This is a genomic window from Neptuniibacter sp. 1_MG-2023 (genome assembly GCF_030547185.1).
Lineage (GTDB): Bacteria > Pseudomonadota > Gammaproteobacteria > Pseudomonadales > Balneatricaceae > Neptuniibacter.
Genome location: NZ_JAUOQR010000001.1, coordinates 390,544 through 410,806, shown reverse-complemented (window position 1 = coordinate 410,806; position 20,263 = coordinate 390,544). Strand labels below are relative to the sequence as shown.

Below are 20,263 nucleotides of genomic sequence, written 5' to 3'. Positions count from 1 at the left end.
ATCAAATAAAACGGCCTCAATCTCGGTTCGAATATTTAGTAAAAGATATAAATTGGAAGGTAGGTATGACAAAGAAACACACTGATGATGCAGTTGAAGAGATTGAACGTATCACTTTAGATCATTATGAAACGAATGCAGAAGCGTTTTGGCAGGGAACACGTGATCATGATGTTAGTCAAAATATTGAGGCTTTTTTAAAAGCGCTTCCGCAGCGTGAAGGATTAGACCTTTTGGACTTAGGTTGTGGACCTGGTCGCGATCTTCATTATTTTAAAGGGCTTGGTCATAGAGCAGTTGGTTTAGATGGTAGTCAGACTTTTTGTAAGATGGCGCAGGAGCATAGTGGTTGCGATGTTTTGAATCAAAGTTTTGCTGAGTTGGATTTAGGCGAGCAATGTTTTGATGGTATTTACGCAAATGCTTCCCTGTTTCATGTGCCTAGTCAGTTATTACCGAGTGTTTTAAGTGCCTGCCATCGAGCGCTTAGAGAGGGTGGTATTTTGTTTAGTTCTAATCCTCGAGGGAATGATGAGGGTTGGAATGGTCAGCGATATGGCCATTATATGGAGTTTGATGTGAGTCAACGTTTCTGGAATGACGCTGGGTTTGAGGTGCTACATCATTATTACCGCCCAGAGGGAATGCCGCGCCAACAGCAACCTTGGTTGGCTATAGTGAGTGCAAAGAGAAATTGAGTCGATCTGTTTTTTAATTTGTGGTTTATAATTAAAGCGTTATAAAAGTGTATAGCTCCTATATATAAGGGGTTGTTGAAAACTGAGCGGTGTTGAGATGCGTAAAATTATCATTCTTGATGATGAAAAGATGATGCTCAAAAGCTTAGAGCGTCGTATTAAGTCAGAAAACTTGGACTATGAACCGCACTGTTTTAGTTCGATTAAAGCGGCTTTGGCCGAATTGGAAAAAGGTGATTGTTATGCTTTTATCACCGATGTGAAAATGCCACTTTTGACTGGTGATCAGGTGGTTAATTATATTAGTCAGAAATTCCCAGAGCAGCCTTGTATCGTGATCACTGGGCAGGCGGAAAGGCGTGAGATTAAGCATATCCTTGATGCCGGGAATGTTAAAGAGGTTATCTGGAAACCGATTGATTTTGAAAAATTGGTGACTGCTTTGGATAATATTGCGGTGTCGGAGTAACCCCTTCATTTTTATCGGTGTATAGCTTTTTACCGTATCTACTATTAGGTTGTTTATGTCCCATGCTTTGACACAGTATCCCCCGTTAAAGATTGCCGCGGTCGTTTTGGCAGGAGGGCAGGGGAGTCGAATGGGAGATCAAGATAAAGGTTTAGTGATCTACGATGGGAAGCCTATGGTTTGCTGGACATTAGATCGTTTAAAGCCTTTGTTAGAAACCGTGCTTATTAGTTGTAACCGTAATTTTGATCAGTATGAGTCTTTTGGCTGTACCTTAGTAAAAGATCAGATCAATGGTTATCAGGGGCCGCTGGCAGGTATTCATGCGGCGATGCGTCAACTGGATGCTTATACCCATTTAATGGTGTTACCTTGTGATACGCCTCTGTTGGATGAAAATGTCATAGAGCGTTTATTACTGGCCGCTAAAGAGCATCGAGATAAAATTGTGGTGTTAAAAACGGGTGATCAACCGCAGTTTCTACATGCGGTTATACCTATGAGATTTGGCACTGAGTTAACCCATTGGCTTTCCAGCGGTGAGCGAGCGGTCTATAAGTGGTATAAGCAGTTTCCTATGTATTTTGTGGAAATGGATGCAAAGTCCTCTGCATTAAAAAATATTAATACCGCACAGGATCTACCTTAGTATTCTGTATCACCAGTCATCCGCCTTCACTTAGTGACGGAACCCCTCCAAAAAAATCGATAGCAACTTTTAAAAGCATTCTCTTCATTAGTTCTTGTTAATAAATCTACTCGCCTGTTGGTATAGGTCAATTTATATACTAATTTGTTTTGTTATTATTTCATTCAGAAATAATCTAATAGCCCTCAGTGGTCATTCCTTTCTCAATTGAGCGTGAGATTGTGAGTCTCTTTTTTTGTTGCGCGGTGCCTATTAGCTTTAACGTTTATGTATAGGTTTAGCCATTATGGATTTCGATTTTTTAATTGATAGCTTAGGTGAAGATGGCGCAACAGCCTTAGGCGGGCTGATTTTAGGGCTGATGTTTGGTGTGTTTGCCCAGCGAAGTCAGTTCTGTTTACGAGCCGCGGTTGTTGAATTTGTACGTGGAAATATGGGACCTAAGGTGGCTATCTGGTTGTTAACCTTTTCTGCGGCTGTCGGTGGGACTCAAACGCTTATTCTGATGGGTGAGCTGGATATTACTGATTCTAGAATGCTGGCATCTTATGGAAGTTTATCCGGTGCGGTTATAGGCGGGCTCATGTTTGGTGCGGGTATGATTTTAGCGAGAGGCTGCGGAGCACGTTTGCTTGTGCTAGCAGCCACAGGGAACCTTCGTGCTCTGTTTTCAGGCTTATTGTTTGCTGCTATAGCGCAAGCTAGTTTACGTGGTATTTTTGCACCGGCTAGGGATGCTGTTGCCCATTCTGTTTTACTACATGAGGATGGGGGGCTGGAATTATTAGGTTTTCTTGGCTTAGGTGATTATGCTGGCATATATATCAGTATCGCTTGTGCTGTAGTGGCTGTGATCTATGGTATAAAAAATAAACTGACGCCGTGGGCTTGGATTGGTTCTATGGGTGTTGGATCTATGGTCGTGGGCGGCTGGTGGTTTACTTATCATATGTCTTATCAAACATTCGAATCTACACAAGTTGAGAGCATGACGTTTACAGGGCCTTCCGCCGACACCTTGATGTACTTTCTGACGCCAGGTGGTGCGCCAATGGATTTTGATGTTGGATTAGTACCTGGTGTTTTTATTGGTTCGTTCTTAGCTGCTTTCTTTTCCCGTACGTTAAAGCTTGAGGGGTTTAAAGATGGTAGTAGTATGGTGCGCTACATTATGGGGGCATGCCTAATGGGGATGGGAGGGATGCTGGCTGGTGGCTGTGCTGTGGGTGCAGGATTAACTGGTGGCTCTGCGTTTTCTATTACGGCCTGGATTGCTTTGGCCTCTATGTGGGCTGGGGCAGGTCTGACCGATACCTTTGTTGATCGGAAGCGAGAACTTTCAGTGGTTAGAAGTTAAACTTTTTACCTGAGTCTTTTTCCTCTGCCTTCTCTTTTGCTTTTTCTTCTGCTGCTGTATCTATTTTTTCTGCCAGTTGGCCGACATGTGTGCGGATTTCGTATAATTGTCGATCGAGCGTTTGGTGGTAATTGAGGTTTTGCAACTTGCTAAAGCAGCTACGGTAGTGATGTATGACGACTTCGGGGCCTCTAGATTTCTCCGTTTCCATCGCGTTCATAAGTTCAATATCAACTTCAATACGCGAATAGGTGTGTTTTGCGTCTTTTGTTAAGTTGTCTGCTATTTCATTATTGATTTCGCCTTTGTTTTTTATATCGGCAATGAATTGGGCTAATTCTTTTATAATGCCCATCGCTCTAGCGGCTTCTGTATGGCTTTTAAATATGGTCATGGAGCCTGATGGGTGAGCTACAGGTTCTGGCAAAATAGCTGCTTGAGCTTGAAAAGCGGCTTTTTGCTGTTTATTGCTCTCATTCGGATCTAATTCGACAACCGCTGTCCAGCGAGCTTCTAGGTATTTGCAAAGTAGGGTGCGGATTTCGGTAGACATTAGAATGGGTGGGAAGGCATCAAATAGATGAGATGCCCTGCGAATACCAGACTTTAAACTGATCAAGCGTAGATTACGTTCGCGCTTTTTGTTTTCAATATCCTGTATGACAAAGGCTATACAGGCCATGAGAGCAACGCCACAAAGAATAATAACTGCTATGTAAGTTGGGCTCATGAAAGTGTCCTATTTATAATCACTTTACACTATCGGAAACAACTCTGATTTTATAGGTAAATAATCAAATAAAACACTTGTATTTTGAATGTTAGATCAGTATTATTTGCCCCGCTTTAATGAGCTGATAAAGCTTGCTGCGTCCCATTCGTCTAGAGGTCTAGGACACCGCCCTTTCACGGCGGTAACAGGGGTTCGAACCCCCTATGGGACGCCATTTAAAGCATTGCGGGAATAGCTCAGTGGTAGAGCACAACCTTGCCAAGGTTGGGGTCGCGAGTTCGAACCTCGTTTCCCGCTCCATCTTCTACTATACCGTTTATTTTATCAGCCGGCTTATGCTGGTTTTTTTGTTTTTATCCCTCCGATAACTGTTTATTAAGCTGTCTTCCTTTACTGCATATCTACCTTATTGGCACTTGAGTGGCCAAAAAATGGTGTGTATTGGGTATAAAGCTGTCATGAATTTACCTTGTTGAAAGTTCTTTAATATTACCAATGGGTTAGGGTGAAAACAGCGTTAGGGCTGTTTGCTGTATTTGCAACCCATGGATAGAAAACAAAGTGTTCTTTTTTCTTAAAAATAGGGTTGACCCCTAAGAATCAGTTCTTTAATATACGCGCCTCCTTACAAGGCAACACGTCTTGCAAGGATGTAGCGTCCCATTCGTCTAGAGGTCTAGGACACCGCCCTTTCACGGCGGTAACAGGGGTTCGAACCCCCTATGGGACGCCATTCTCTTTAAAGAGATCAGCGGGAATAGCTCAGTGGTAGAGCACAACCTTGCCAAGGTTGGGGTCGCGAGTTCGAACCTCGTTTCCCGCTCCAAATTCAGTAGTGAATTTGAATTTTTTGTGTCCCATTCGTCTAGAGGTCTAGGACACCGCCCTTTCACGGCGGTAACAGGGGTTCGAACCCCCTATGGGACGCCATTCTCTTTGAAGGTTTTGCGGGAATAGCTCAGTGGTAGAGCACAACCTTGCCAAGGTTGGGGTCGCGAGTTCGAACCTCGTTTCCCGCTCCAAATTATGCAATGAATTTACAATTTTTGTGTCCCATTCGTCTAGAGGTCTAGGACACCGCCCTTTCACGGCGGTAACAGGGGTTCGAACCCCCTATGGGACGCCATTTCCTTATTTTTCTTTGTTGTATCGCCCAATAAAATGAATTAATGCTTAGTTTTGAGAAAAATCTCTTTTCTTGAACTAGACTACTATGCGTTGTACCTTGTTTGTTCGAAATAAAGATTTTTTATTTCGAGTCTAGGTTATTTCACATAGGATGTGGTTGTATTCATTGTATGATCCGACTTCTGTTATTTTTATTATTGTTAGTGCTTCCTCGGATAGTTTCGTCTGAGGTTATCGTCAATTCAAGTGTTTCACTTGATAGCGTTAGCCGACAATACCTCCTCTCTATTTTCTCGATGCAAACTCGTGTTTGGCCCGACGGTCAGTCAGTTAGGGTTTATATTCTTCCTCCCCATAAAGCAGAACATCAAATGTTTGTTAAAAAAGAATTAAAACTCTTCCCTTATCAGTTAGTGAAAATCTGGGATCGATCTGTTTTTTCTGGCTCAGGACAGTCCCCAATGGTTGTAGAGTCCTTTGACGAGATGCTAGATAAAGTATCTAAAAATAAAGGAGCGATAGGGTATATATCCATGGATAAGGGGGGGAGCAGTGATGCTAAGACTTTACTGGTTAAATAGGTGGTTTAGTGCACTTCTTTTCAGTCTGCTATGGGTGGATTTTGTTGCGGCAGATGATATTGATTGGGAAGTTAATGGTTTTGTTACCCAAGGGTTTTCCTTAACTGACGATAATAATTTCTATGGTAAGAGTGAGAGCGGAAGTTTTGATTTTAGAGAGCTTGGTATTAGTTCAACTACGCGCTTAAGTGAACGGTTTTTAGTCTCCGGGCAGTTGGTTTCTCGTCGGGCGGGGGAAGTGGATGATGGTAAATTAAGTGTTGATTATGCCTTAGTGGATTATCGCTTTTTGGAACAACAATGGGGACATGCAGGTATACAGGTAGGGCGGGTAAAAAATCCATTTGGTTTTTATAATACGACGCGTGATGTAGCGTTTACACGGCCTTCAATTATGCTGCCTCAATCGCTCTATTTTGACCGAGCCCGAAATCTAGAGCTATCTTCTGATGGCTTGATACTTTATGGAACGAAAATGTTGAGCGGTGGACGTATTAAGTCGGAGTTATTAGCCGGCGCCCCGCGCAAAGATAAAAATGTGGAATATGCGTATTTGAATGACGATTGGCCTGGTTCGTTTGATCAGACTCGAGGCTACCTTTGGCGTACAGAGTATAGTTTGAATGACTATAGTTTTATCGGCGCTTTTACTTATGGGAATTTTAAGTTGGACTTTGATCATCCCTCGACTCCGGCTCCAGGAGCACCTGGTGATGGTCGTCTCGATCTTGGCGTTATTGTTTTGTCATTACAATACAATTGGGATAAGTGGAGTTTGACGGGGGAGTATTTTCGGCAAGATGTTGATTGGGGTAGTTTAGGAGGCGTATTTGCACTTAAGCCTGAAACGGCCAGTGAATCTTTTTATCTGCAGTTAGAGCATAGGTTGACGTCTGAGTTATCTATGTTTGCTCGACGAGATGTGTTTTATATAGATAAAGACGATAAAGATGGTAAAAAAGCGGAAGCACTTTTGGGGGTGCCCGCCTATAACCAATATGCTTTCGATTGGACGCTTGGGGTTGGTTGGGAACCTTCGTCTCATTGGCTGTTCCGTGCCGAATGGCACAAAGTAGAAGGGACGGGTTGGTTGGCAACCCAAGATAATCCCGATCAGACCAAGAAAAAAGAGAATTGGGATCTATTTCTTCTCCAGGCAACCTATAGGTTTTAATAAAGATGGCTGATGTGCATGCGAGTAATCGCGCTTTTTTTAGCTTGCGCTGGAAGGTATTTATATACTTAGTTTTTGCATTGACTATGGTGCATCTTATTTATGGCTATTACTCCTATTTAAGCTTAGAAAAGAAAAGTGAGCAACAGCGTCTTGAATTTATAAAACGCGATGTGAATGTGCTAGAAGGGCTGGTCGCTACCTCTTATGATCGATTGCTCGATTTAGCAGAAATTATCCCTCTCGTTGTCAATAAACAGTATGAGGGAAACACAAGAGCGGAAGCATATACGGAGGTTATCGGAACCCTCTTTCCTGATCTAGTTATGAGCGGTTCTATGGACGCTATCTATTTTTATGATAGTGCTGGTGTGCTCAGTGTTAAAGACGGCATCTTTGTTGATTTTCCTATATCTATTATTACTCAAGTTCAAGCGGTTGAAGAACCTGTTAAGTTTTTTTATTGCGCCGAACAGTGTTTACGCTTTATTGCTATGCCCGTCACTTTGGAGAATAACCAAATTGGTGTCGTTGTGGTGGGGCGTGAGATGCGTGACATCATTCTTGAATTTAACCATCAAACAGGACGAGATATTGGTCTTGCCTTGCAGCCGGCTGAAAGTGTTGATGATGCTCGGTTACAAATGTTGGAGCTTAAGTATTTAACTCAAAAGTCTGAAAATGAAATGTTGTTAAATACATTAGTAAGCGAGCAGCATATCTCTGCCGAAGGTGGGGTGTATGAAGTTGATGCCAATAATCGTCATTACCAAATTCTTTTAAAGGCGCCTGAGGGAACTGTTCCTGGTCAAGCTTATTGGATTCTTATAGAAGACCATACAAATACTTATATAGCGGCGAGGGATGATCTAATACAGAGCTTATTGGTTTCTGGGTCAGGACTTTTTGTGGCGGCTCTGTTTTTATTGACTGTTTTGCGCTCACCTTTGAGCGCCCTTGCTAAAGTATCGTCGCTTCTACCGCTTCTCGCAAAAAGTTCCTATGAAGATATTCGTTTAGGTATACATACAATCAAACGCAGTAATATTTTTGAGGATGAGCTAGATCTCTTACAAAATAGTACCTTAGAGGTTTCACAACAGCTTGAACATTTAGAAACCTCTTTACTTGAGCGAGCGGAAAACTTAACTGAGCGATCAGTTCAGCTTGAGGCGGAGCGTGATTTTGTTACTAGTCTTTTGAATACTGCTGAAGCAATTATTATGACCTTAGATGATGAGGGTAATATAGAGACAATTAACCGTTTTGGTTTAGGCATACTTGGGCTTAACGATGAGGAAGTGAAATCGCTTAGCTTTTTTGATCTGCAGCATAATCAGCAAGATTTAAAAAAGCATCAAGCGTTAATGGAGCGTTTGTTAAATAAGCAAGAAAATAAGATACAGGTTTCAGCGGGGATTCGAGCTAAAAATGGTCAAATATTACAGATTTCATGGTTGCATTCTGCATTAAATATCCCTGATTCAGATGTACAGGTTTTATCTATAGGCATGGATGTTACAGAACGACAGCACGCTGAAAAAAGACTTGAGTGGATCGCTAATCATGATCCGCTCACCGCTTTGCCTAATAGATTGATGTTTAATGAGCAGGTGGAGCAAGCCCTTAAGAGGCATTCAGGTGGTGAGGATATTATCGCCGTACTTTTTTGTGATTTAGATTCCTTTAAAGATGTAAATGATTCCCTAGGTCATCCGGTGGGGGATGAGCTGTTAAAGCAAGCGGCAGAGCGTATTCAAAATGTCATTAGTACTAGTGACATTTTAGCCCGTTTAGGTGGAGATGAGTTTACTGTTCTGTTGGAAGCGTGTTCTTCAGTTCAAGAGATTGAAGAGGTTGCTTCGCATATTTTAACAGCATTTAGAGAGCCCTTTATCATTGATGGTTACGAAATATTTAGTACTTTGAGTATTGGTATTGCGATCTATCCTGAACATGCGGTCGATGTGACTACGCTTGTGCAGTATGCAGATGTGGCTATGTTTGATGCGAAAGAAAGAGGCAAAAATCAGTTACGTTTTTATCATGATGAACGGGGTAGTGAGCGCTACGAACGCTTCTCTTTAGTCAATGATCTGCGCCGAGCATTAGAACGTGATGAGCTTAAGGTTTATTTTCAGCCTCAAATTGACACGAGTTCAGGTAGCGTCATGGGAGCGGAGGCGCTTCTGCGTTGGCAGCATAAAGAGCTTGGTATGATCTCTCCCGCCAAATTTATTCCTTTAGCTGAAGAACAAGGGTTGATTGTACCTATTGGCGAATGGGTGTTGCGCGAGGCTTGTAAGCAAGGGAAGATCTTGCATGACGAAGGTATGTATATTCGTATGGGGGTTAATGTTGCTGGCCAACAGATTATGCATGAAAGCTTATTGTCGACGGTGAAACAAGCAATAAATGAAACTGGTATAGACCCTAAACTAGTTGATTTGGAAGTGACTGAGAACTTTTTATTACGTCAGCCTGAAATCACGATTCCTAAACTGCAAAAAATTAGAGAGATGGGTATGTCTCTCTCCATGGATGATTTTGGTACAGGTTATTCCTCTCTTAGTTATTTGAAGAAATTACCGCTCAATACCTTAAAAATTGATCAAAGCTTTGTTCGCGATATAGGGGTTGACCCCGAAGGTGAAGCAATTGTTAAAGCGATTATTGTTTTGGCAAAAAGTTTAGGTTTAAAAGTACTTGCCGAAGGGGTGGAAACAAGTGAGCAACTTGCTTACCTTAGATTGCACGGTTGTCATTTAATCCAAGGGTATTATTTTAGTCGGCCACTGCCGGCCGCAGAACTTGTTAATTTTGTTGCTAACCAAGCAGTGGATATCACATTTGAATAAGAGTGCTGGGGATTTATACCTGTACGCTAGTTCTGGCCAAATATACTTGCGCGTTTGTTCAGATAGTCAAACTCTTCATTATTTTCTTCAGCGCTGAACCGCAGTTCATCTAACTGTTGAAATTTCTCTATCTCGTCGTCGGCCATATTATGTAGACAGCTACCTCCAAAAAACCAGAGGAGATCCCTAGCGATTAAGTGGGCTAGGGCTGGGTACATTCTAAAAGCACGTTCTAGAATTTGTTCTCCAGTTATATAGATATTTTCGTTACCTGCTTCAAACTCTTCAATAAGTTGCTTCAGGCTAAGAATAAAGGTTTCGTCTTCTGGTGTGATCTCATCATGCGTAAAGGGCTCGCACTTTATCAAATTGTTATATGCAATTTTCAGGAAATTAAGATGGTGAATTTGGTAAGATGTCATTTCGGGCTCCGATATCATGGTGAAGCTATTTTATAAGGTGGAACTTAAGCCTGCTAGTTTGATCTGAATAAATAATCCATTGAAAGCAAAATAGAGTTACTTACAATGTACGGCCGTTGTTCGTTTATATAGTTTATGGATGATATGGCGGAACTGCGTCTATTTGGTGTAGATAGTAGAACCTATACTCTTTCAAAAATTCACGTTCACCCCCTTATTTTAAGTCGGGATAGCTAGATGACATTAGCGTTAACAGTTGAAAAGTTACATAAAGTATATGGCAATGGTTTTGAGGCGTTAAAAGAGATCTCTTTTGATGTGGCTGAGGGCGATTTTTTTGCACTACTTGGACCTAATGGTGCAGGTAAGTCCACGACCTTAGGTATTGTCTCCTCATTAGTTAATAAAACGTCCGGCAAGGTATCTATTTTTGGTATTGATATTGATGACAATCTGACGGGAGCAAAGCTTAACTTAGGTGTTGTTCCGCAAGAATTTAATTTCAATATGTTTGAAAATGTTAAAGATATCCTAGTGACGCAGGCTGGATATTATGGGATTAAGCGGTCCATAGCTTCAGAGCGCGCTGATTACTATCTTAAAAAGTTAGGCCTATGGGAAAAGCGCAATGGCGCAGCTCGTATGTTGTCAGGAGGAATGAAGCGTCGCTTGATGATCGCACGTGCGTTAATGCATGATCCAAAATTACTGATTTTGGATGAGCCAACGGCAGGTGTTGATATTGAGTTGCGCCGCTCGATGTGGGAGTTTCTTCGTGAGCTAAATGCATCGGGTACTACGATTATTTTAACGACACACTATCTGGAAGAAGCAGAAAGCTTATGTCGAAATATCGCTATTATCGATAAAGGTCAGATTATTAAAAATACCAGCATGCGTGCCTTACTGCAGCAGCTCACGACCGAGACGTTTATTTTAGATGTTGATGCCAGTTTGTCTGAAGCGCCGCAATTAGATGGGTACGTCGTTCGTTTGATTACAGATAATGTTTTGGAAGTGGACGTTGAGAAGGAGCAGGGCTTAAATAGCTTGTTTGAACGTTTACAAGATCATAATCTGTCAGTGCGAAGTATGCGAAATAAATCAAATAGGTTGGAAGAGTTATTTGTATCGCTTGTGGATAAAAACCTTAATCAGGATAAAGCATGAACGCCCACGATCTTTTTATCGCTTTTTGGACTATTTTTCGCCGTGAAGTGCGTCGTTTTACCCGTATTTGGGCGCAAACTTTACTTCCGCCCGCAATCACTATGACGCTGTATTTTATTATTTTCGGTAATTTAATCGGCAGTCGTATAGGAGAGATGGGCGGCTTTAATTATATGGAATATATTGTTCCAGGTTTAATTATGATGTCCGTTATTACCAACTCATACAGTAATGTGGTCTCCTCATTTTATAGTACTAAGTTCCAACGTAGTATTGAGGAATTACTCGTATCGCCTGTTCCAAACTGGATTATTTTAAGTGGTTTTGTTCTTGGTGGCGTTGTACGAGGCTTAGGTGTGGGCTTGATCGTAACCTTGCTGTCCCTATTCTTTACGGATCTTCAGGTACAAAACCTATTAGTGACTATCGCAATCGTTTTCTTGACTGCTGTTTTGTTTGCTTTGGGAGGGTTCATTAATGCGGTGTTTGCCAACTCGTTTGATGATATCAGTATTATTCCTACCTTTGTTTTGACACCACTTACCTATTTAGGTGGCGTCTTCTATTCAATTCAGTTATTACCTGAATTTTGGCAGGGCGTATCTCAGCTGAACCCTATTCTTTATATGGTGAATACCTTCCGTTACGGTATTTTAGGGGTTAGTGATATAAATGTTGGGTTCGCTTTTATGATGATCTTGCTATTTATTGGCGGGCTCTTCTCTTATGCACTTTATCTGCTTCAAAATGGCAAAGGAATTCGTAGTTAATGAATACAAATGATGATGTAAAAAACTCGCCGCTTGGCCAAGACACTGAGTATATTAATAGTTACGATCCCTCAATATTATATCCAATAGCACGTGACCTAAATTGGAAAGAACAGGGCGTTGATCGCAGTACGTTACCCTTTAAAGGGGTCGATATTTGGAATGCTTATGAGCTTTCTTGGATAAATCAGCGAGGAAAGCCGGAGGTTCGTCTTGCTGAATTCCGCGTGTTTGCTGATAGTAAAAATATTATTGAATCTAAATCCTTTAAGCTTTATTTAAATTCACTGAATTTGAGTAAGTTTGAATCGCAGAAAGAGGTTGAGGCCTTATTGATTAAAGACCTTTCTGAAGCGGCGGGAGGACGAGTTAATGTAAGGATCTATCATCCTGATCAGGCGCCAGAGTTTGGCCAATTTACCGGCTTCTGTATTGATAACCAAGATGTTGAGATTACACAATACACACCAGATCCCGAGCTTCTATTTACTTGTGAAGATCAGGTTGAAGAGGTTCTATATAGCCATCTCTTAAAATCTAACTGTCCTGTAACAGGGCAGCCAGATTGGGCAACTTTAGGTATAAGCTACTCTGGTAAGGAGATTGATCGAGAGGGTTTACTTAAATATATAATTTCCTATCGTGAACATGGTGATTTCCATGAACAGTGTGTAGAAAATATCTTTATGCATATCTGGGAGCGTTGCAAACCAGATAGTTTAAACGTTTATGCTCGTTATGTGCGCCGTGGTGGATTGGATATAAACCCATTCAGAAGTAGTGAAATGGAAGATATCGATAATCTACGTTTAAGTCGACAATAACTGGAGCTGTTTATGGATGCATTAGAACTCTTACATAACCGTGTATCTTGTCCCGCCTTGGCTGAGCCAGGGCCAACTAAAGCGCAGCTCGATAATATCTACCAAGCGGCGCTTAGAGCACCGGATCATGGAGCGATTAGACCTTGGCGTTTTTTAACAATCACAGGGTCTTCTCGTGAACGTTTGGGCGAATTATTTTTACAAGCGGCTTTAGCTGACAACTCTGAGTTGGCGCCAGAGCGTCAAGAGAAAACACGTAAGATGCCGTTGCGTGCACCTACTTTGATTGTCGTCATAGCGGCGGTATGTGATCACCCTAAAGTTCCTCAGCTTGAACAAGAGGTTTCGGCAGGATGTGCAGCACAAAATATTATTTTAGCGGCCCATGCCCAAGGTGTTGGAGCAATGTGGCGTACCGGTGAGATGGCTTATCATCCGCTTGTAAAATCAGGATTAGGTGTCAAAGAAGAAGAAACGATTATTGGTTACATCTATTTAGGTACAGCTAAAAAATTACGTAATCCACCTCAACATGATCAGGAAACTTATGCCACTGATTGGCATGGGTAAAGTGAAAGGCAGCCGTTTTTGACAGATTATAATCAAATAGCAGAAGAGTTCCTTGTTAAGTTGAAGGGACAAATTCCATTGATTAATCATTTGGGACTTTTTCCTCTCAAATGGGATGGGACAAGGCTAGAGATGAAGGCCTCCCTCGCACCTAATGTGAATGATAAAGGCACAGGTTTTGGTGGATCTTTAGCAACGGTCGCCACCTTGTGTGGTTGGAGCATCGTTACACTTTATCTCAAGTCTCAGGGGCGGAATGATGATGTTGTCATCCGTGATAGCCATATAGAGTATTTTCTGCCGATTACCACCGATTTTACAGCAAGTACCTCTTTGCCTGATGAGGGGGCTGTTAGCCTGTTTTATCAGAAAATGTTAGAGAAAGGACGCGCTAGAATGGATCTTATTATCGACATTAAGCAGGATGATAAGATCGCTATGCGTTTGACGGGTAGTTATGTTGCTTTAGAAAAAAGACGTTAATACAAATAATATTCCTATCTAGTCTTGTCCTTTAATACAAACTAATCACTTAGTTTTGAGTGGTTAGTTCTTCTATTTAGTTTCTATTTATTGGATACCATCATGATATACCGCTTCTCGTTACAAGGTGTTAAATGTGCTGGCTGCGTCCGTTCTCTGGAAAAGGGTTTAACTGCGAGCAGAGTGATCGATGACTTTTCGGTGAATTTTGCGGATCGTAGTTTAACGGTTTCTTCTATGGAACCTGTTGAGCAGATCATCAGCACGGTAGAGGAGATTGGTTATGGTGCGATAGAGATAACGGACACGGATAGTTTAGAGAAAGTTCAGCTAGCTGAGCAGCAGCATTACCGAACAACGTTGATACGTAGCCTTGTTGCCTTAGGTTTTGGGGCTTTGTTAATGGTTCAGATGTGGCTTGGGTGGGTGCCACCTATTAATCAAACCAGTGGGATTTTGTTGGGTGTTATCACCGGCTTATTATCACTTGTTATCATGTTTGTCTGTGCAAGCCATATTTATAAAGGTGCTTGGCGGTCTGCACTTAAGTTAAATTTTAATATGGATAGTTTAATCGCACTGGGAACAGGTGCGGCTTGGTTTTATTCCACAGGTATTGTTTTAGTCTCCCTGTTTGGCGTGGTTCTTCCTGAACCTGCGACCCATCTTTATTACGAAGCTTCAGTGATGATTTTGGGGTTTATCTTATTAGGGCAAGCGCTCGAAGCAAAAGCGAGAAAGAAAACCGGTGATGCTGTGCGTAGTTTAATGCAGCTTCAACCGAGTACTGCATTACGGATACGTGGTGATGATGAGCAAGAGGTCGCCATTGAATTACTCTCGTTACAAGATTTAGTGCGAGTGCGTCCCGGTGAGAGCATTCCTGTTGATGGCGTAGTTGTATCGGGTGACAGCTACATCGATGAGTCGATGCTAACGGGTGAGTCAGAACCTGTACATAAAGTACAAGGTGAGATGTTGGTAGGAGGGACTCTGAATGGTTCAGGTAGTCTGCTTATGCAAGTTGAGCAGGTGGGTTCTCAAACAGTATTGGCACAAATTATTGAATCAGTCAGAGATGCACAAAACTGTAAGCCTGATATTGGTAAATTGGCGGATAAGATTGCTTCTGTTTTTGTCCCTTGTGTAATGTTTATTTCTGTTTTAACGGCGTCTATTTGGTTTGTTATTGGTCCTGAGCCTCAATTCACCTACGCTGTCATTACGATGATGACCGTTTTGATTATTGCTTGTCCTTGCGCTTTGGGATTAGCAACACCTATGTCGGTCATGGTGGCGGTAGGACGGGCAGCGAGTGAAGGTGTCTTGATTCGAAATGCAGATGCGTTGCAATTGGCTGAACGAGTAACAACGGTCGTATTTGATAAAACAGGTACAGTGACAGAAGGTAAGCCTGTAGTTACTGATCAAGAGTATATTTGTGACAGTCGAAATATTAGCCAAGTCCATCGAGCAATTTTAGCGATACAGTCTCGCTCTGAACATCCTCTTGCCGCAGCCATATGTACTCATATGCAAATGACGTTAGATCATGGTGGTGAAAACCTCAGTGTTGAATCGTTTGAAAGCCTCTCTGGATTAGGGCTTTCTGCTTGTGTAGCGGATAAGCATTGGGTTATGGGGAATGCCGCTCTTATGGCTGAGCAGGGTGTTCGTTGTGAGGAGGTTTTACCTCAAGCTAAACAATGGGCATCAGAAGCGAAATCCTTAGTATATGTTGCTTGTGATAAGGAGTTGATCGCTTTATTGGCTATTGCTGATCAGGTCAAAAGTGATTCCAAATCGGCTATCGAAAAGCTAAAAAAAGCAGGGCTGAATATCATTCTATTATCAGGGGATAACCAACTTACGGCAGAAGCTATTGCTCTCGAAGTGGGAATCGAGCGAGTGATTGCAGATGTTAAACCTGAGCAAAAGCAGGAGGTTATTAAAGACCTTCAAGCACAGGGAGAGGTTGTTGCTATGGTTGGAGATGGTGTTAATGATGCTCCTGCATTAGCTCAAGCTGATTTGGGCTATGCGATTGGTACTGGGTCTGATATAGCGATTGCGAGCGCGGATGTAACGTTGATTTCTGGGTCTATATCGAGTGTCTCTAAAGCGATGTCAATCTCTAAAGCCACAGTGAAAAATATCAAACAGAATTTGTTTGGTGCGTTTGTTTACAATGCGGTAGCGATTCCTATCGCTGCAGGCGTGCTATTTCCTTTTATCGGAGTGTTATTAAATCCGGCGATTGCTGGAGCTGCGATGGCGATGTCGTCCATTACCGTTGTCAGTAATGCCAATCGACTTAGGTGGCTTAAGATAGATGGTTAAAGCTAGATAGCTAAAGGGGATTGAGTCTTACTATAAAAAAATCTGCTATCAGAATAAGCGAAAGCATAGGATCTTAGTAAGACTCAATACAGCGCTTGTTTATTCGCTGATGCGGCTTATTTTTTCTATTATAATAGGTGTTTTTGGTACGTCTCTGTGGCCGCTTTTTTCTGTTCTAGGTGCACGACTTATTTGAATCGCTAAGTCCATACCATCGGTTACTTTACCAAAAACGGTATAGCCAAAGCGGTTGCCTCTTGCATCTAAATTTCTATTGTTGACTGTGTTTATAAAAAATTGGGAAGTTGCGCTATGAGGGTAGTTTGTACGTGCCATCGCAATGGTTCCGGTGGTGTTGCTTAGGCCATTTTTAGACTCATTCTTGACCGCTTCTTGGGTCTCCTTCTTTTCCATATCTTGTGTAAAACCGCCACCTTGAATCATAAACCCTGCGATAACACGGTGAAAAATCGTGCCTTCGTAATAGCCACTATCCACATAGTTTAGGAAGTTTGCGACCGTTTCAGGAGACTCATTAGGAAATAGCTCAATGGTTATATTACCTAAATTGGTTTGCATAATAACCTTAGGATTGTCACCTTCGGCGAATGCAGGTGAGATCAATAAGATAGGTAAAAGGATGGTTAGCAAAATCTTTTTAAACATAAGAGGTCCATTAGTTTTTATTTATACATATAGACGCTAAATCTACCGTTTATTCTTTGTTCTGGGTAGGGAAATTTTTGTGATTGCATAAATCACTTTAAGTGAGTGATTAGGGCTCCTTATCTAAGTGTATAAAGGCAATCAATGAGATGTTTAAACTAGAGACTCGTTTGAGTTCTTCTGTCAGGAAGCTCAAAGTGTAAGCTGATTGCTTACAAGGTTAAAAGTGGACATGTAGTTTGCTTTTTATCTATTTTGGTTGAGAGGTAAATTTTTCGATTATGGCAAAACCAAATAAAAAGGGCCCATCAACAACGGTTAATGTGTATTGCAGTCAGTGTCGAACGCGCCTTTTTAATTACCGAAAGGGAGGAAAAGGTGCACTGGTAAAATGCTTCAAAGAACGGATTAATGAAGATTACACCAGTACCCCTTGTGTTTGCCCTACATGTGATCGACTGTTTGCTCGTGAAGTATTAATTCGTGGCACGCCCGCTTATAAACTGATCGGTGGTAAGGTGTTTGCTAAGTAAACTATTCTCTTTAGAAGCTGTTTGTTCAGCGTAGTTTGGCGCCAAGCAGTTTACCTCTCCCTCGAGTAAGTAGTAATTATCATCTTTCGGTAGAAAGTTACTATTGAGGTTTGAAGTGTTTATGTTTTTGCGTTTTGTTGGCGTCAGAAAAGCATGTTCATAAGCCGCTCCTTTACACAGTTCCCGAGCTTTATGATGCCACATAGTGGTTACATCGTTTAAGCTGCTTTCTTCATTACCGTAGTATTGGATTGTGAAGCGACTAGGATTGATCGTTGCAAATTTATAGCCTGATAGACCATCAAATAAATGGTAGTTACTATCACAACCATTCAGTAGGCAGCTTCCTACTATAAGTAATACCCCTTTTTTAAATCTAAACATGATTCTGCTCCGTATCTAAATCGTCAATGCTTGTTTTTTAGCATTACAGATTGGTTTTTATCCCGATATTTAGAATAAATTAGGTTGATTTTTCATTACAGATCTAGAATTATTTAATTACTTGTATACAGATGCGATTTATTAGAACTGTAATGTTTAAAAAACCTATATCTGTATTACTTAGGCGATGTGTAATGGTGTTTTACTATGAAACTGTATGAACAGTTGTTGGAAGCGTTAAGTGTGCGTATTGAGCAGGGGTATTATCCGGTCGGCAGTAAAATGCCTTCTATTCGCACGCTAAGTAAGGAACGGAGCGTTAGTATTTCAACGGTTCAAGAAGCCTATCAGCGATTAGAAGAGCGTGGGCTTGTCGAGGTAAGACCTAAATCCGGATATTACGTGCTGGGTCGTTCAACAACACCTACATTGCCAGAGGTGAGCCGTCCGGCACAAAGGCCGTTAGAGGTCTCACATTGGGAGCAGGTCTATCACCTATTAAATACAGAGAAAGGTGTGGGTCATTTATCCTTAGGTACAGCCATGCCTGATGTCAGTTCGCCGACGCTTAAGTTATTGAAAAAGGCTTTAGTGGATTCTGCGAAAAGAACTGAAGATCCTTTTATCAACTATTGTGATCTTCGCGGTTCTGAGAAATTGAGAAAACAGATCGCTCGTTTGGCCTTAGATTCCGGATGCAAACTTCACCCTGATGAGATCATTATTACATCAGGTTGCCAGGAAGCGCTGGTTTGTAGCTTAAGAGCGACGACCAGCCCTGGTGATGTGGTTGCAACGGATTCACCTAGTTTTTATGGTTCTACGCAAGCGATTAAAGCACTTGGCTTAAAAGCACTAGAAATTCCAACTCATCCCGAAACTGGTATCAGTCTTGAGGCGTTAGAACTCGCTTTAGATCAATGGCCGATAAAGGCGATCCAAGTAACACCTACCTGTAATAACCCTTTGGGATACACTATGCCGGAGGATCGACGTAAAGCTTTATTACGCTTAGCGCAGCAATTTGATCTACCGATTATCGAGGATGATATTTATGGTGATCTATTTTATGCATCACCTCGACCAAGGACGATCAAATCATTTGATGAAGAGGGCCGTGTACTTTTATGCTCCTCATTCTCTAAGACACTGGCATATGGTTTACGGCTAGGTTGGGTAGCCCCTGGGCAATGTACTGAAAGGGTACTGCATAAAAAGTTTGTATCGACCGTGAGTAATCCACCGATCCAGCAAGCCGCTGTAGCAGAGTTTATTGCGCAAGGAGGCTATGAGCGCCATATGAGAATTATGCGAGCTCAGTATCAACAGGCACGAGACTTGATGATTGATCTTGTTGAAAGAAATTTCCCCGAAGGGACGCGTATTAGTTATCCAGAGGGTGGTTATTTGCTGTGGGTTGAGTTACCTATTGAGGTCGATACTATTAAGCTCAATAAATGTTTAGAAGAACATAAGATTAGTATTGCGCCTGGGGTGATTTTTTCTGCTTCAGGTAAATATAGAAACTGTATGCGTTTAAGTTTTGCTAAAAAACCAGATGAGGCTGTTAATCAAGCAATCAAACTTATGGCAAAACAGATCTATCAATTATTGGCTGAGGCTTGATCTGTTTTGGCATGAGGCTAGTCGACTTGTTTCTATTTAATACTGCTTTAGGCGGCTTAATGATGATGATAGTGAAAAACCTAGCTTTAGATTAAGCTCTTTAGCATGTTGCTTTAGCTGTTTGCTGGTCAGTGTGTTTTCTGCTTTTCCGGCAAATACAACCCAGTTGCCACAGCTCGTGCTGCAGCCTCTTATATCGGTAAATAATCCTCTTAGAATATCCAAGCAATCGCTAGATTGATGCTCTTTCCAACAATTCAGCACCAGCCAACCGTTCTCTTTTAGTAACGAGTGGGCAGCAGTTAAATACTCTGGAGAGAGTTGTTTAGCATCTAAGCCTTCTTCGCTATATATATCGCTAAAGATTATATCAACTTTGCGTTTGTGCTCATCATGCAAAAAGTCGTAAGCATCCATATTAATAAGTTCTAAACGCTTACTTCTTGGTAATTGGAAATACTTATAAGCGGTGTGTATGACATCGGCTCGTAGCTCAACAATCTGCTGCTTTAATTCTGGGTAATGATGATGTAAACAGCTATTTAGCGCACCTGCACCTAAGCCCAAAGTGATACAACGTTTTGGTTCGGTCATTAGCAGTGCAATTAACATCGCCCGCGCATATTCATGTTGGGGCACTAAAGGTTCGCTTTTAAGCCAGCAACTTTGTTCATCGGTATCACCAAATGCAAGGTAGCGTTTGTTACCATCATCAATGACGCGTATTGCACCATATTCATCATAGCTACGATGTATCTCTTTCCCGGGTATGAACATTTGGCTACCTTGCTTGATTAGAGTAGAGCGGGCATTCTATAGCGGTCTTAT

The 20,263-nt window shown here is 41.7% G+C and carries 19 protein-coding genes and 7 tRNA genes; 21 read left to right on the top strand and 5 right to left on the bottom strand.

All coding sequences use genetic code 11. The features are described from left to right. Positions 1-65: 65 nt before the first annotated feature. The 4 genes from Q4492_RS01910 to Q4492_RS01895 all read left to right on the top strand — a co-directional run bounded on the left by Q4492_RS01910 (position 66) and on the right by Q4492_RS01895 (position 3,173). Positions 66-698: a bifunctional 2-polyprenyl-6-hydroxyphenol methylase/3-demethylubiquinol 3-O-methyltransferase UbiG gene (locus tag Q4492_RS01910; protein ID WP_303415560.1), complete on the top strand. Its 633-nt coding sequence runs from the start codon at positions 66-68 to the stop codon at positions 696-698. Between the two features lie 97 nt (positions 699-795). Further along, positions 796-1,167 (top strand): response regulator, encoded by a 372-nt coding sequence (locus Q4492_RS01905; RefSeq protein WP_303415559.1) that lies wholly within the window; start codon positions 796-798, stop codon positions 1,165-1,167. 55 nt (positions 1,168-1,222) lie between these two features. Continuing rightward, positions 1,223-1,816: a molybdenum cofactor guanylyltransferase MobA gene (gene mobA, locus Q4492_RS01900; protein WP_303415558.1), complete on the top strand. Its 594-nt coding sequence runs from the start codon at positions 1,223-1,225 to the stop codon at positions 1,814-1,816. Positions 1,817-2,102: 286 nt separating this feature from the next. Next, positions 2,103-3,173, top strand: a complete 1,071-nt coding sequence (locus tag Q4492_RS01895; RefSeq protein ID WP_303415557.1) for a YeeE/YedE family protein — start codon at positions 2,103-2,105, stop codon at positions 3,171-3,173. On the opposite strand, the gene Q4492_RS01890 is transcribed toward Q4492_RS01895, so the two are convergent. Further along, complete coding sequence (locus Q4492_RS01890) at positions 3,163-3,903, bottom strand: hypothetical protein (RefSeq protein ID WP_303415556.1); 741 nt, start codon at positions 3,901-3,903, stop codon at positions 3,163-3,165. The genes Q4492_RS01895 and Q4492_RS01890 overlap by 11 nt on opposite strands. A gap of 141 nt (positions 3,904-4,044) precedes the next feature. Here Q4492_RS01890 and Q4492_RS01885 point away from each other — a divergent pair. From Q4492_RS01885 to Q4492_RS01840, 10 genes are all read left to right on the top strand, one after another. Next, positions 4,045-4,120: transfer RNA gene (locus tag Q4492_RS01885), tRNA-Glu, on the top strand. Between the two features lie 11 nt (positions 4,121-4,131). After that, positions 4,132-4,206 (top strand) — tRNA-Gly (locus tag Q4492_RS01880). 357 nt (positions 4,207-4,563) lie between these two features. Continuing rightward, positions 4,564-4,639 (top strand) — tRNA-Glu (locus tag Q4492_RS01875). 18 nt (positions 4,640-4,657) lie between these two features. Then, positions 4,658-4,732: transfer RNA gene (locus tag Q4492_RS01870), tRNA-Gly, on the top strand. A 28-nt stretch (positions 4,733-4,760) separates the two neighbouring features. Next, positions 4,761-4,836, top strand: a tRNA-Glu gene (locus Q4492_RS01865). Between the two features lie 17 nt (positions 4,837-4,853). Then, positions 4,854-4,928: transfer RNA gene (locus Q4492_RS01860), tRNA-Gly, on the top strand. A 28-nt stretch (positions 4,929-4,956) separates the two neighbouring features. Next, positions 4,957-5,032 (top strand) — tRNA-Glu (locus Q4492_RS01855). Positions 5,033-5,204: 172 nt separating this feature from the next. Then, positions 5,205-5,615, top strand: a complete 411-nt coding sequence (locus Q4492_RS01850; protein WP_303415555.1) for a hypothetical protein — start codon at positions 5,205-5,207, stop codon at positions 5,613-5,615. Further along, the gene (locus Q4492_RS01845) at positions 5,587-6,789 is read left to right on the top strand and encodes a hypothetical protein (RefSeq protein ID WP_303415554.1); all 1,203 of its coding nucleotides are present in this window, start codon (positions 5,587-5,589) and stop codon (positions 6,787-6,789) included. The genes Q4492_RS01850 and Q4492_RS01845 overlap by 29 nt, the downstream gene beginning before the upstream one ends. A 5-nt stretch (positions 6,790-6,794) precedes the next feature. Further along, on the top strand, positions 6,795-9,647 hold the full coding sequence (locus Q4492_RS01840; RefSeq protein ID WP_303415553.1) for a bifunctional diguanylate cyclase/phosphodiesterase: 2,853 nt from the start codon (positions 6,795-6,797) through the stop codon (positions 9,645-9,647). A 26-nt stretch (positions 9,648-9,673) separates the two neighbouring features. Here Q4492_RS01840 and Q4492_RS01835 read toward each other — a convergent pair whose 3' ends face one another. Next, entirely contained in the window at positions 9,674-10,069 is a 396-nt protein-coding gene (locus tag Q4492_RS01835; RefSeq protein WP_303415552.1) for a PA2817 family protein, read from the bottom strand. A gap of 237 nt (positions 10,070-10,306) precedes the next feature. Between Q4492_RS01835 and Q4492_RS01830 the strand changes: the two genes are divergently transcribed. From Q4492_RS01830 to Q4492_RS01805, 6 genes are all read left to right on the top strand, one after another. After that, positions 10,307-11,239 carry an ABC transporter ATP-binding protein gene (locus tag Q4492_RS01830; protein WP_303415551.1) on the top strand — a complete coding sequence of 311 codons (933 nt, stop codon included), beginning with the start codon at positions 10,307-10,309 and terminating at the stop codon, positions 11,237-11,239. Next, complete coding sequence (locus Q4492_RS01825) at positions 11,236-12,009, top strand: ABC transporter permease (RefSeq protein ID WP_303415550.1); 774 nt, start codon at positions 11,236-11,238, stop codon at positions 12,007-12,009. The genes Q4492_RS01830 and Q4492_RS01825 overlap by 4 nt, the downstream gene beginning before the upstream one ends. Further along, a complete protein-coding gene (gene queF / locus Q4492_RS01820) occupies positions 12,009-12,833 on the top strand; it encodes an NADPH-dependent 7-cyano-7-deazaguanine reductase QueF (protein ID WP_303415549.1) in 825 nt (274 codons plus the stop codon). The genes Q4492_RS01825 and queF overlap by 1 nt, the downstream gene beginning before the upstream one ends. A gap of 12 nt (positions 12,834-12,845) precedes the next feature. Beyond that, positions 12,846-13,403 carry a nitroreductase family protein gene (locus tag Q4492_RS01815; RefSeq protein ID WP_303415548.1) on the top strand — a complete coding sequence of 186 codons (558 nt, stop codon included), beginning with the start codon at positions 12,846-12,848 and terminating at the stop codon, positions 13,401-13,403. Between the two features lie 18 nt (positions 13,404-13,421). Then, positions 13,422-13,886, top strand: coding sequence for a YiiD C-terminal domain-containing protein (locus Q4492_RS01810; protein ID WP_303415547.1), 465 nt, complete (start codon positions 13,422-13,424; stop codon positions 13,884-13,886). Between the two features lie 102 nt (positions 13,887-13,988). Next, positions 13,989-16,226: a heavy metal translocating P-type ATPase gene (locus Q4492_RS01805; RefSeq protein ID WP_303415546.1), complete on the top strand. Its 2,238-nt coding sequence runs from the start codon at positions 13,989-13,991 to the stop codon at positions 16,224-16,226. Between the two features lie 99 nt (positions 16,227-16,325). On the opposite strand, the gene Q4492_RS01800 is transcribed toward Q4492_RS01805, so the two are convergent. After that, entirely contained in the window at positions 16,326-16,892 is a 567-nt protein-coding gene (locus Q4492_RS01800) for a peptidylprolyl isomerase (protein ID WP_303415545.1), read from the bottom strand. 476 nt (positions 16,893-17,368) lie between these two features. Further along, complete coding sequence (locus Q4492_RS01795; protein WP_303415544.1) at positions 17,369-17,809, bottom strand: hypothetical protein; 441 nt, start codon at positions 17,807-17,809, stop codon at positions 17,369-17,371. A 207-nt stretch (positions 17,810-18,016) separates the two neighbouring features. On the opposite strand from Q4492_RS01795, the gene Q4492_RS01790 reads away from it, so the two are divergent. Beyond that, positions 18,017-19,435, top strand: coding sequence for a PLP-dependent aminotransferase family protein (locus tag Q4492_RS01790; protein WP_303415543.1), 1,419 nt, complete (start codon positions 18,017-18,019; stop codon positions 19,433-19,435). Positions 19,436-19,471: 36 nt separating this feature from the next. On the opposite strand, the gene Q4492_RS01785 is transcribed toward Q4492_RS01790, so the two are convergent. Beyond that, positions 19,472-20,212: a spermidine synthase gene (locus Q4492_RS01785; protein WP_303415542.1), complete on the bottom strand. Its 741-nt coding sequence runs from the start codon at positions 20,210-20,212 to the stop codon at positions 19,472-19,474. Positions 20,213-20,263 lie beyond the last annotated feature (51 nt).